Origin of the sequence: Aeromicrobium sp. 636 (assembly GCF_024433585.1) — a bacterium.
GTDB lineage: Bacteria > Actinomycetota > Actinomycetes > Propionibacteriales > Nocardioidaceae > Aeromicrobium > Aeromicrobium senzhongii.
The window spans coordinates 232,374-244,312 of sequence record NZ_WNJU01000002.1 but is presented as its reverse complement, the minus strand read 5'-3'; the positions used below and the strand labels follow the sequence as shown (position 1 = coordinate 244,312).

General features: G+C 71.7%; 13 protein-coding genes. 9 read left to right on the top strand and 4 right to left on the bottom strand.

Annotated features, from left to right (window positions below):
* The first annotated feature begins 95 nt into the window (after positions 1 to 95).
* The 4 genes from GL325_RS07780 to GL325_RS07765 are packed head-to-tail and all read left to right on the top strand — an operon-like array spanning position 96 to position 3,766.
* Positions 96 to 1,133, top strand: a complete 1,038-nt coding sequence (locus GL325_RS07780) for a sulfate ABC transporter substrate-binding protein (RefSeq protein ID WP_187769162.1) — start codon at positions 96 to 98, stop codon at positions 1,131 to 1,133.
* Positions 1,130 to 1,975 carry a sulfate ABC transporter permease subunit CysT gene (cysT, locus tag GL325_RS07775; RefSeq protein ID WP_154596578.1) on the top strand — a complete coding sequence of 282 codons (846 nt, stop codon included), beginning with the start codon at positions 1,130 to 1,132 and terminating at the stop codon, positions 1,973 to 1,975. Before GL325_RS07780 ends, cysT begins: the two co-directional genes overlap by 4 nt.
* Positions 1,968 to 2,807 (top strand): sulfate ABC transporter permease subunit, encoded by an 840-nt coding sequence (locus GL325_RS07770; protein ID WP_187769161.1) that lies wholly within the window; start codon positions 1,968 to 1,970, stop codon positions 2,805 to 2,807. Before cysT ends, GL325_RS07770 begins: the two co-directional genes overlap by 8 nt.
* On the top strand, positions 2,804 to 3,766 hold the full coding sequence (locus GL325_RS07765; protein WP_187769160.1) for a sulfate/molybdate ABC transporter ATP-binding protein: 963 nt from the start codon (positions 2,804 to 2,806) through the stop codon (positions 3,764 to 3,766). The genes GL325_RS07770 and GL325_RS07765 overlap by 4 nt, the downstream gene beginning before the upstream one ends.
* A 10-nt stretch (positions 3,767 to 3,776) precedes the next feature.
* Here GL325_RS07765 and GL325_RS07760 read toward each other — a convergent pair whose 3' ends face one another.
* Complete coding sequence (locus tag GL325_RS07760; protein ID WP_255467054.1) at positions 3,777 to 4,961, bottom strand: MFS transporter; 1,185 nt, start codon at positions 4,959 to 4,961, stop codon at positions 3,777 to 3,779.
* A gap of 116 nt (positions 4,962 to 5,077) precedes the next feature.
* Here GL325_RS07760 and GL325_RS07755 point away from each other — a divergent pair, with 116 nt between their 5' ends.
* Genes GL325_RS07755 through GL325_RS07745 form a run of 3 tightly spaced genes read left to right on the top strand, consistent with a single transcriptional unit; the run spans position 5,078 to position 8,249 of the window.
* Entirely contained in the window at positions 5,078 to 5,650 is a 573-nt protein-coding gene (locus GL325_RS07755) for a dihydrofolate reductase family protein (RefSeq protein ID WP_187769159.1), read from the top strand.
* A 45-nt stretch (positions 5,651 to 5,695) separates the two neighbouring features.
* On the top strand, positions 5,696 to 7,162 hold the full coding sequence (locus GL325_RS07750; protein WP_187769158.1) for a gamma-glutamyltransferase: 1,467 nt from the start codon (positions 5,696 to 5,698) through the stop codon (positions 7,160 to 7,162).
* Between the two features lie 28 nt (positions 7,163 to 7,190).
* Positions 7,191 to 8,249 (top strand): glycerophosphodiester phosphodiesterase, encoded by a 1,059-nt coding sequence (locus GL325_RS07745; protein WP_255955805.1) that lies wholly within the window; start codon positions 7,191 to 7,193, stop codon positions 8,247 to 8,249.
* Here GL325_RS07745 and GL325_RS07740 read toward each other — a convergent pair.
* Genes GL325_RS07740 through GL325_RS07730 form a run of 3 tightly spaced genes read right to left on the bottom strand, consistent with a single transcriptional unit; the run spans position 8,176 to position 9,892 of the window.
* On the bottom strand, positions 8,176 to 8,451 hold the full coding sequence (locus tag GL325_RS07740; protein ID WP_187769157.1) for a PspC domain-containing protein: 276 nt from the start codon (positions 8,449 to 8,451) through the stop codon (positions 8,176 to 8,178). The genes GL325_RS07745 and GL325_RS07740 overlap by 74 nt on opposite strands.
* On the bottom strand, positions 8,448 to 8,633 hold the full coding sequence (locus GL325_RS07735) for a hypothetical protein (RefSeq protein ID WP_154596574.1): 186 nt from the start codon (positions 8,631 to 8,633) through the stop codon (positions 8,448 to 8,450). Before GL325_RS07735 ends, GL325_RS07740 begins: the two co-directional genes overlap by 4 nt.
* Complete coding sequence (locus GL325_RS07730) at positions 8,630 to 9,892, bottom strand: PspC domain-containing protein (protein ID WP_187769156.1); 1,263 nt, start codon at positions 9,890 to 9,892, stop codon at positions 8,630 to 8,632. Before GL325_RS07730 ends, GL325_RS07735 begins: the two co-directional genes overlap by 4 nt.
* Before the next feature lie 132 nt (positions 9,893 to 10,024).
* Here GL325_RS07730 and GL325_RS07725 point away from each other — a divergent pair, with 132 nt between their 5' ends.
* A complete protein-coding gene (locus GL325_RS07725; protein WP_187769155.1) occupies positions 10,025 to 11,293 on the top strand; it encodes an ATP-binding protein in 1,269 nt (422 codons plus the stop codon).
* Positions 11,290 to 11,934, top strand: a complete 645-nt coding sequence (locus GL325_RS07720) for a response regulator transcription factor (protein WP_154596571.1) — start codon at positions 11,290 to 11,292, stop codon at positions 11,932 to 11,934. The genes GL325_RS07725 and GL325_RS07720 overlap by 4 nt, the downstream gene beginning before the upstream one ends.
* Positions 11,935 to 11,939: the final 5 nt, after the last annotated feature.

Below are 11,939 nucleotides of genomic sequence, written 5' to 3'. Positions count from 1 at the left end.
GTCCACAATATGAACAACGTCCACAATCGCGGCGCCGCGCCCTAGCGTGACTTCTCGACGCACCACCTGGTGCCCCACACGACAGGAGAACGCCGATGACTCGGCTCACCCGCCCCCGCCCCCTGACCGCTCTCGGACTGCTGCTCTCGGCCGCACTGCTCGCCAGCTGCGCCCCCTCCTCCGGTGACGACTCCGGCGAAGGCACCGAGCTCGACCTCGTCGGCTTCGCCGTGCCCAAGGCCGGCAACAACGCCGCCCAGAAGGCGTTCGGCGCGACCGACGCCGGCGAGGGCGTCACGTGGAAGGAGTCCTACGGCGCCTCGGGCGACCAGAGCCGCGCCGTGGCCGGCGGCCTGCCCGCCGACTACGTCCACTTCTCCGTCACCCCGGACGTCACGCGGCTGGTCGAGAAGGGCCTCGTCGCCGAGGACTGGAACGCCGGCCCCAACCAGGGCATCGTCACCGACTCGGTCGTCGTGCTCGTCGTGCGTGAGGGCAACCCGAAGAAGATCAGCGGCTGGGACGACCTGATCAAGCCGGGCGTCGGCATCGTCACCCCCAACCCCGGCTCCTCCGGCGCCGCCCGCTGGAACGTCCTCGCCGCGTGGCAGCACGTGATCGGCCAGGGCGGCAGCCAGGCCGACGCCGAGAAGTTCCTCGGCAAGCTGTTCGCCAACGTCAAGGCGCTGCCGGGCTCGGGCCGCGACGCGACCACCGCCTTCCAGGGCGGCACGGGCGACGTCCTCATCTCCTACGAGAACGAGGCGATCCTGGCTCGCCAGCTGGGCGAGAAGATCGACTACGTCGTCCCCGACGACACGCTGCTCATCGAGAACCCGGCGGCCGTCACGAAGGACGCCGATCCCGCGGCGAAGAAGTTCCTCGAGTTCGTGCTGACGCCCGAGGGCCAGAAGGAGTACGTCTCCAAGGGCTTCCGCCCGCTGAGCTCGGTCGATGGCGTCGAGGTCGGCGAGGTCGAGGGCGCGAACGACCCGGCCAACCCGTTCCCCACCCCCGCGAAGCTGTACACGATCGACGGCGACCTCGGTGGCTGGGAGAAGATCAACGCCGAGTACTTCGACGAGGACCAGGGCATCATCACGAAGCTGCTGGCGGAGTCCGGCAAGTCATGACCGTCGACCTGCTCGACACCCCTGCGAGCCCGCCGCGCAAGCGTCGGGCTCGCAGGAGCACCCTGACCCGCTCGTCGGGGCTGGGCCTGGGTGTCGCCCTGGTGTGGTTCAGCCTGCTGGTGCTGATCCCGCTGTGCCTGGTGGTCATCACCGCGGCCGAGGGCGGCTGGTCCACGTTCTCCTCGGTGCTGCAGAACCCGCAGACCGCTGCGGCGCTGCGGCTGACGGTGCTCGAGGCGATGGCCGTCAGCGCCGTCAACGTCGTCATGGGCACCCTGATCGCGTGGGTGCTCGTGCGCGACGACTTCTGGGGCAAGCGCGCCCTGGAGGTCGTCATCGACATCCCCTTCGCGCTGCCCACGATCGTCGCCGGCCTCGTGCTGCTGAGCCTGTACGGCCCCACCAGCCCGCTGGGCATCGACGTGGCCAACACCCGCTGGTCGGTGTTCCTGGCGCTGCTGTTCGTGACGCTGCCGTTCGTGGTGCGCACGGTCGAGCCCGTCCTGATGGAGCTCGACCCGGAGGTCGAGCAGGCCGCCATGTCGCTGGGCGCCAGCCGCGCCACGACGGTGCGGCGCATCATCCTTCCGGCACTGGCCCCCGCGATCACCGCCGGCGCCGCCCTGTCGTTCGCCCGCGGCATCAGCGAGTACGGCTCACTGGTCCTGCTGTCGGGCAACCTCCCGCTCAAGACCGAGGTCGCCTCGGTGCGCATCCTGACCTACATCGAGAACGGCAACGAGGCCGCCGCCGCCTCCGTCGCGGTGATCATGCTGGTCGTGGCGCTGGTGGCGATCGCCGCCCTCGAGGTCCTCTCCCGGAGGGTGTCGCAACGTGTCTAGTCGACGACTGAACTCCCCCCGCACCAGCGGCACCTACGTGCGCCGGGCCCTGGTGATCGGCTACCTCTTCCTGCTGGTCATCTGGCCGCTGAGCCTGGTCGTGCTGCACACGTTCGACGGCGGCCTCGAGAACATGCGTGCCGCGCTGAGCGATCCGAACGTGGTCATCGCCTTGCAGATGACGGTCTACGTGGCCGCCTGGGCCGTCGTGCTCAACACCGTCTTCGGCATCGGCATCTCGCTGCTGCTGGTCCGCGTCGAGTTCCCCGGGCGCCGCCTCCTCTCGGTCCTGGTCGACCTGCCGCTGTCGGTCTCGCCGGTCGTCGTGGGCCTCGCGCTGCTGTTGGCGTACGGCAGCACCGAGGGCCTGTTCGGCCCCGCCCTGAAGGACGCCGGACTCCAGGTGGCGTACGCCCCACCGGGCATGATCCTGGCGACCGCGTTCATCAGCCTGCCGCTCGTCGTGCGCGAGATCGTGCCGGTGCTGCAGGAGATCGGCACCGACCAGGAGCTCGCCGCCCAGAGCCTGGGCGCCGGCGGCTGGCAGACCTTCTGGCGCATCACCCTGCCGTCGATCCGCTGGGCCGTCGTCTACGGCGTCGTCCTGAGCCTGGCCCGCGCCCTGGGCGAGTTCGGCGCCGTCAAGATCATCTCGGGCAACCTGATCGGCAAGACCCAGACGGCCACGCTCGTCGTCGAGCAGAAGTACCAGGACTTCGAGCAGGGCGCCGCCTACGCGACGAGCTTCCTGCTGGCCCTGATCGCGGTCGCCGCCATCGTCGTCGTCGCGATCCTCCGTCCCTCCCACAGCACCGACCAGGAGAACCCATGAGCATCGAGATCACCGGCGTCACGAAGCGCTTCGGCGACTTCGTCGCGCTCGAGGACGTCGACCTCAAGATCCCGACCGGCCAGCTCACGGCGCTGCTGGGCCCCAGCGGCGGCGGCAAGTCGACCCTGCTGCGCATCGTCGCGGGTCTCGACACGGCCGACGCGGGCACGGTCGTGATCGAGGGCCGCGACACCACCCACATGCCCGCGCAGCAGCGCAACGTCGGCTTCGTGTTCCAGCACTACGCCGCGTTCAAGCACCTCACCGTGGCCCGGAACGTCGCGTTCGGCCTCGAGATCCGCAAGCGTCCCAAGGCCGAGATCAAGGCCAAGGTCGACGAGCTGCTCGAGCTGGTGCACCTGAGCCAGTTCGCCGACCGGCTGCCCTCCCAGCTCTCGGGCGGCCAGCGCCAGCGCATGGCCCTGGCCCGCGCCCTGGCGATCGAGCCCAGCGTCCTGCTGCTCGACGAGCCGTTCGGCGCCCTGGACGCGAAGGTGCGCAAGGAGCTGCGCGACTGGTTGCGCCGACTCCACGACGAGGTGCACGTGACGACGGTGTTCGTCACGCACGACCAGGAGGAGGCGCTCGAGGTGGCCGACTCGATCGTCGTCATCAACGAGGGCCGCGTCGAGCAGGTGGGCTCGCCCGACGACCTGTACGACACGCCCGCCAACGACTTCGTGCTGGGCTTCCTCGGCCCGGTCACGCGGCTCGGCGACCGCACGATCCGGCCGCACGACATCGACGTCTCCCCCCTCGAGACGGCGTCGGTCGTGGACGGCCCGATCACGCGCTGGACGCGGGTCGGCTTCGAGGTGCGCCTCGAGGTCACGCCCACGGACCCGCGGTACCCGGACCCGGTGCAGGTCTCGCTGACCCGTGCCCAGGCCCTGTCGCTGGGGCTCAAGCAGGGCCAGCACGTGTGGCTGGCGCCGTCGGCCGGAGCCGGCCGGTACTGACCGGGCCGGCTCAGCGCACGGGTGCCCAGCGCAGGCCGACCAGGAAGACCACGAGGCCCGCCCCGGCCAACGCGGCGCCGACGAGCGCCGGGGCGGCGTAGCCTGCTCCGGCGGCGATGACGAGGCCGCCGAGCCAGGCTCCGAGGCCGTTCGCGATGTTGAGGCTCGCGTGGTTCAGCGCGGCACCGAGCATCTGCGCGTCGCCCGCGGCGGTCATCAGCCGGATCTGCAGGCCCACGGCGATCACACTGCCCAGCGCCCCGACGAGGAACACGCCCACGAGCGCCGCCACCGCGAGGTGCACGAACTCGTGGAAGACCAGCAGGACGACCACGCTGGCCACGAGGCCGCCCACGATCTGACGGACGTTGTCCCAGTCGGCGAGGCGACCGGCGGCCCAGGTGCCACTGACGGAGCCCAGCCCGAAGGCCAGCAGGAAGACCGGGATCGTGCCGGCGGGCAGGTCGACGACGTCGGTCACGATCGGCGCGACGTAGCTGTACATCGCGAACACGCCGCCGAAGCCGACGACGCCGGTCAGGAACGCCGCGATGACGGCCGGCTCGCGCAGCGCGAACAGCTCGCTGCGGATGGTGGCCTTCGGGTCGCCCGGCACGACCGGCACGAAGGCCACGACCAGCACGGCGGCAGCGGCGGCGATCGCCACCACCATCCAGTAGGCGGCCCGCCAGGACACGGCCTGGCCCAGCCACGTGCTCGCGGGGACGCCCACGACGGTGGCCACCGAGAGGCCCATCATCACCATGCTGATCGCCCGGCCTCGACGGCCCGGAGGCACGAGGGAGGCGGCCACGAGCGAGGCCACGCCGAAGTACGCGCCGTGCGGCAGCCCGGCGACGAACCTGGCGAGCAGGACGGGGACGTATCCGCTCGCCAGGGCGGTCAGGGCGTTCCCGAGGGCCAGCCCTGCGACCAGCCACAGCAGCAGCGCGCGCTTGGGCATCCGGGCGCCGAGAGCCACGATCAGCGGTGCGCCCACGACGACGCCCAGCGCGTACGACGAGATGATGTGGCCGGTCGTCGGGATGTCCTCGCCGATGGAGGCGGCCACGTCGGGCAGCAGGCCCATCGTCACGAACTCGGTCGTCCCGATCGCGAAACCACCCAGCGCCAACGCCAGGATGGCCAGCACCACGTGGCGCGGACGGGTCGTCGGCTCGCTCTCGGTCGTCACCTTCGTTCCAAGTCCTCGACGGTGCCGCGCATTCCGCGACGGCGATGCGAGTCCCGTCACCTCGCGCACCCTCCGCGCCCTTGCGGTCGGGTCACGACCACCCGCAGGATGCGGGCATGACCCGCTTCGTCTTCAACACGGCCGCGACGCTCGACGGCTTCCTGGCCGACCCCGACCACTCGCTGACGTGGTTGTTCGACGTCGCGGGCGGCACGCCGGACGCGCCCGAGCACGCCGACCACTTCGGCACGTTCCTCGAGGGCATCGGGGTCACCGTGCTGGGCTCGTCGACCTACGAGTGGCTGCTGCGCGAGACCGGCGCGCTGCAGGACCCCGCGGCGTGGACCGACGCGATCTCGGGCAAGCCGGCCTTCCTGTTCACCTCGCGCGACCTGCCCGTCCCGGACGGTGCCGACCTGACTGTCGTCTCGGGCGCCGTCGAGGACCAGCTGGAGGCCATCCGCGCCCGCGCGGGCGACCGCGACGTGTGGCTCATGGGCGGTGGCGACCTCGTGGGCCAGTTCGCCGACGCCGGCTCCCTCGACGAGATCCAGGTCAGCGTCGCCCCGGTCACCCTGGGCGCCGGGCAGCCCCTGCTGCCGCGACGACTCGGCGCGGACCGGCTGCACCTGAGCGGCGTCGAGCAGCGCGGCCAGTTCGCCCACCTGACCTACCGGGTCGGGGCCTGAATCCCGTCCCGAGCCGCGAACGCCCCGGAGCCGTAGCCTGAGCCCGTGACCAGCGTCGCGATCGCCGCCCCCAACGTCGCCGCCGCAGACGCTGCGGAGGCGATCGTGCGCGCGGGCGGGAACGCGATCGACGCCGCGATCACCGCGGCCTTCGTCGCCATGGTCAACGAGGTCGGGCTGGTCTCGCCCAGCGCCGGCGGGTTCCTGACGATCCAGCCTCCCGACGGCTCGGCCCCGGTCACGATCGACGGCTGGATGGACATGCCGGGGCGGACCGCCGCCGGCCACCTCGGCCAGGGCACCTGGGACGTCGAGAGTGTCTACGGCGGCGGTGTCGTCCTCACGATCGGTGCCGGATCCGTCGCGACGCACGGTGCGATCGCGGCGTTCGGCGAGGCGCACCGCCGGTGGGGCCGGCTGCCCTGGGCCGAGCTGCTGGCGCCCGCCATCGACATCGCTCGCAGCGGCTTCCGACTGAGCGCCGCGTCGCGGTACTACCTCGAGTACGTCCACGAGTCGATCTTCGGCTGGGACGCCGCCAGCCGCGCCGCACTCCACGACGAGCACGGCGCCCTCATCGACACCGACCTCGTCGTCCCCGACCTGGCCGACTCGCTCAGCATGATCGCCCGTCTCGGAGCGGGGGAGCTCTACACCGGCGACCTCGGTCGCGCGATCGCCCAGGACGTGCTCGATCGCGGTGGCATCCTCGGACCCGAGGACCTGGCCGAGTACACGCCGGTCGTGCGGCCGTCGCTCACCGCGCGCATGGAGGGCTGGACGCTCGCCACGAACCCACCGCCCGCCGTCGGCGGTGTCTGTGTCGCCGCGATGCTGCGCCTCATGGCCGGCCACGGTCTGCAGGATCGCGACCACCTGCTGCGCGTCCAGCGGCGGGTGCTCGGCGAGCGGCTGCGGGTCTTCGACCACACGGAGGACCTCGAGCGCGATGCCGCCGCGTTCCTGGACCTGGTCGACCGCGACGGTCTCGGGGCCCTCGAGTCCGGGTCCACGGCACACGTCTCGACGACCGACGACTCCGGCACCGCGTGCGCCGTCACGATCTCGTCGGGCTACGGCTCGGGCATGATCGCGCGCGGCACCGGGATCTGGCTCAACAACTGCCTCGGTGAGCAGGAGCTGAACCCGCGCGGCCTCCACGGCCTCCCGCCGGGCTCGCGCCTGCTCTCCAACATGGCTCCGACGGTCGGCCGCCACGTCGACGGAGGCGTCCTGGCCATCGGGTCACCGGGCGCCGACCGCATCACGACGGCGATCGTCCAGGCCCTGACGGGGCTGGTCGAGGACGGGCTCACGCTGCAGGAGGCGATCGATCACCCTCGGGTTCACCTGCACCGCCCCGGAACCGCGCAGGAGGAGATCAAGGTCGAGGACCCCGACGACCTGACGATGTACTTCGGCGGTGTCTCCGGGACCATGCTCACGGCCGAGGGCACCCTCGTCGCAGCCGCCGATCCCCGCCGCAGCGGCGCCGTGCGCATCGTGTCGTGAGCCGGTCGCCCGCACTACGCTGGATCGGGTGACCGCATCGCTCGTGGACGAGCCCGTCGTCATCGCGCACCGCGGGGTGCCGGGTTCGCGACTCGAGCACACCCGCCCCTCCTACCTGCTGGGGATCGAGCAGGGTGCCGACTACATCGAGCCCGACGTCGTGGCCACTCAGGACGGCGTCCTCGTGGTGCGCCACGAGAACGAGATCGGCGGGACCACCGACGTCGCCGAGCGACCGGAGTTCGCCCACCTGCGCACGACGAAGTTCATCGACGGCGTACCGCTCACGGGCTGGTTCACCGAGGACTTCACCCTCGAGGAGATCAAGACCTTGCGCACGCGGGAGCGGCTGCCCCAGCTGCGCCCGCAGAACCTGCCCCTGAACGGCCGTGAGCAGATCCTGACGCTCGACGAGGTCATCGACATCGCCGAGACCGAGAACGCGCGCCGCGGCCCGGACGCCGAGCCGGTGGGCGTCTACGTCGAGACCAAGCATCCGACGTACTTCAGCCGGTTGGGCCTGGACCTGAACGACCGGTTGATGGAGGTGCTGGAGCGCCGTGGACTGAACCGGCCGGGCGCCAAGGTCGTCATCCAGTCGATGGAGACGGCGAACCTCAAGGCCCTCGCCGACCGCACGCCGCTCCCGCTGGTGCAGCTCATGGAGCGCAAGGGCGGCCCGTACGACCTCGTCGCGGCCTTCGACCCGCGTGACTACGCGGCGCTGACCGCCCCGCAGGAGCTGGCGAAGATCGCCGAGTACGCCCAGGGCATCGGGCCGAACAAGAGCCTGGTCATCGCGCGCGACCGGCACCAGAACCTGCTCGGCGAGACCGACCTCGTCCGCGACGCGCACGCGACGGGCCTGTTCGTGCACATCTGGACGATGCGCAACGAGAACAACTTCCTGCCCGTCCAGTGGCGCACGAGCGAGAACGTGGCCGACCCCGGCGACGCGACGGCCGAGCTGCTGGCCTTCTACGCCGCCGGGGTCGACGGGGTGTTCTCGGACTTCACACGGACGGCGGTGGCGGCGCGGTCGGCCCATCTGTCGGCGCGGGCGGCGGCGGGTACGGCTGGTTCGTGACGTCCGAGGGCATCAGCAGCCATGCCGCGAGGTAGACCAGCAACGTCGTGCCGACGCCGACCACGACCAACACCACGGTGATGAGCCGGATCAGGTTCGCGTCCACTCCGGTGTACTGCGCCAGCCCGCCACAGACGCCGCCGATCCACTTGTCGGTCGAGCTCTTGGTGAGCCGCTTGGGCGCGGGGGTGGGTGGGGTCATGGCTTCCTCCTGAGGGTCAGTGCGATGCCGGCGACGCCGGCGATGATGAGAGCCACGGGACCGGCGATCGCCAGGTCGTCGACGCTCACCACGTCGTAGGTCAGCGCGGCCCAGCCGGCCACGACGAGGGCGAACAGGACGCCGAAGACGAGCGCGTCCCAGCGCAGCGGATGGGTGTTCATCGTCGCACCACCGTGATCTCGCCCGCCGTTCCACGAATCTCGATGACCAGGGCCCCGGGGGCGTCGGAGGGCCGGTCGAGACGGGGGTTGCGACCTTGGCGGACCTCGTCGAAGACGTCGATCTCGCCACCTGCGGTCAACGACGCCTCCACGGCGACGTCCAGGTCACGGGGCACGACCACGGTGGTCTCCCCCATGCCGTGGTCGACCTCGAGCCGACGACCGGCGAGTGCGGCGGGATCCTGCACCGCGGTGAGGTCGACACTCACCTCGCCGAAGCCCAGCTCGACCTGTTCGGGAACCGCGGCGGCCGTGGTCGGACGCAGGTCGACGTCACCGGCGCTGAAGTTCGGCACGAAGGATGCCGCGGCGAGGACCGGCAGGATCAGCAGACCGACGAGGACCAGGGCGCCCGGGTGCCCGATACGGGTCCCGACGAAGAGGCCGACCGCGACGATCGCCAGGGCGACCGCCGGATAGACGGCGACGTCCACGGGCTCCTGGATGACGGACCACAGTCCCAGCGCGCCCATCGCCGCGACGATGGCGGACAGGGTGACCAGCAGCAGGGCCGGCGACCACTTCTCCCGCGGGGGACGGGGTGGCACCACGCTCGTCGGCTGTCCCGGTGGCGCGCTGGGGGGCGGCCCGGACTCGCCCGGGACGGCGGTCGCCTCCTCGTCCGTGGCGATGGGTGAGGTCATGTCGTTCTCTCCTGCGGGGGTCGAGGGAAACGCGGCGCCGGAGGGCGGCGCGGCGGACGGACGGGTGGGCTCGGTGGCGGCCTCCGGCCGGTACGGCGGGGGCGGCACGACGGGCGCGGCTGCCGAGCGCTGCCTGGGCCGTACCGCGACGAACCAGTAGACGGCCGCGACGGGCACGGCGATCCAGAACAGCACCCAGAGCCAGCCGACCCACATCCACGGGCTGCCCCAGGCCTGGTTGCCGAGGACCGCGGCGACCGCCAGGACACCGGCGATGACCAGACCCACCGTCCGCACGTGGGAGTCCGACTGGAGGTCGAACGCGTCGCCCAGCGCGCTGCGCTGGGCCCCCTCGCGCGGGATCAGCAACCATCCGGCCAGGTAGAGCAGCGGTCCGGAGAAGCCGATCAGGGTCAACACGACGAAGGCGATGCGCACGATGACGGGATCGATGTCGAAGGTGCGCGCGAGGCCGCTCGCGACACCGGCGATCATCTTCTCGTCGTTCGAGCGGCGCAGGCCCTCGAGTGACGAGGTGGAAGGGGGACTTGTCATGACTCCAGCCTCTCGCGCACCACGGCCCCGACGCCATCAGGTGAACCCCTGGTCCTCCCCCGAGACGGGCTCGGCCCGGACCGGGGTCGAACCTCATGGCGCTCGTGCGCGCCCGCGTGTGAGGCTGGAGCCATGACGACCGCCGCGCACGACGCTCCGGGCCGTTCCGGCCAGGGCGGCTACCGGCGTGCCTACCGGCCGGCCGACCGTCGCATCGTCGCCGGAGTCAGCGCCGGCCTCGCGGAGCACCTGCGTCTGCCCGTCGTGTGGGTGCGCGTCGGGTTCGTCGTCGCCACCGTCATCCACGGTGCCGGCCTCATCGCCTACCTGCTGCTGTGGTGGTTCCTGCCGTTGCAGGCGCCGACCGACTCCCCCGGGCTGGCCTCGGCCCGGCGGCGCGGCCTGCGCCCGGGCAGTCGCGGCCCGTCACGCCTCGAGATCGTCCAGAGCGCCGCGATCGGCGCGATCGGCCTGGGCGTCCTGGGCCTCATGGCACTCGCGGGAGGGTGGCTCCAGGGCTGGATGCTGCCCCTACTGCTGTTCGTCACCGGCATCGCCGTCGTCTGGCGGATGTTCGACGACGCGACCTGGAACGCCTGGCTCCGCCAGACCGAGGGGCCCGCCTACGTCATGCGCCTGCTGGTCGGCGTGACCCTCATCGGCCTCGGCGCCGTCTACGTCCTCACGGTGAATCGCGGCTGGTCGGCCGCCGTCGACTTCGGGTCTGCCCTGGTGATCGCCGTCGCCGGCATCGGCCTGATCCTCGGACCCTGGATCCTGGGGCTGTGGACCGACCTCGGTCGTGAGCGGCTCGAGCGCATCCGGTCCCAGGAGCGCGCCGACGTCGCGGCCCACCTGCACGACTCCGTCCTGCAGACGCTCGCCCTGCTGCAGAAGAACGCCGACGACCCGGCCGCCGTGGCCACCCTGGCCCGGCGCCAGGAGCGCGAGCTGCGCGACTGGTTGTACGGCCGCCAGGGCGAGGTCACGACGTTCGCGGCGGCCCTGCGCGAGATGGCCGGCGAGACCGAGGCCAACCACCGCATCGTGGTGGAGGTGGTCACGGTCGGCGACGCGGTGCTGGACGACGCCGTTCGCGCCCTGCTGGCCGCCACCGGCGAGGCCGTGGTGAACGCCGCCAAGCACTCCGGGGCCGAGCGCGTCGACGTCTACGCCGAGCGGGTCCCCGCCGGCGAGGGCGCCCGGCTCGAGGTCTTCGTGCGCGACCGCGGCACGGGGTTCGACCCCGATACGATCGCCGAGGACCGTCTGGGCATCCGGAACTCGATCATCGGCCGCGCCGAGCGCCACGGCGGCACGGCTCGCGTCCGCAGCACGCCGGACGGGGGCACCGAGGTGGCGCTGACCATGCCCGTGTCGGGCGACAAGGAGACCTCATGACCGTCCTGTCCGTCCTGGTGGTCGACGACCACGCGATGTTCCGCACGGGCGTGCGGGCCGAACTCGAGCGGCTCGGCAGCGGCCGGGTCGAGGTCGTGGGTGAGGCCGAGGACGTCGACACCGCCGTCGAGGCCATCGCCGCGCTGCGGCCCGACGTCGTCCTGCTCGACGTCCACCTGCCCGGGGGCGGCGGCACCGAGATCCTGCGGCGCGCCGGTGCGGGCAGCACCTTCCTGGCGCTCTCGGTCAGCGACGCCGCCGAGGACGTCATCGGGGTCATCCGCGCCGGCGCGCGCGGCTACGTCACGAAGAACATCTCCGCCGACGAGCTGCTCGACGCGATCGACCGCGTGGCCGGTGGCGACGCCGTCTTCAGCCCTCGGCTGGCCGGCTTCGTGCTCGACGCCTTCGCCGGGACCATCGAGATCGCCCAGGTCGACGAGGACCTCGACCGCCTCACCGACCGCGAGCGCGAGGTCATGCGGCTCATCGCCCGCGGCTACGCCTACAAGGAGGTGGCGAAGGAGCTGTTCATCTCGGTCAAGACCGTCGAGACCCACGTCTCGAGCGTCCTGCGCAAGCTGCAGCTCTCGAGCCGCCACGAGCTGACCCGCTGGGCGAGCGACCGACGACTGATCTGAGCGAA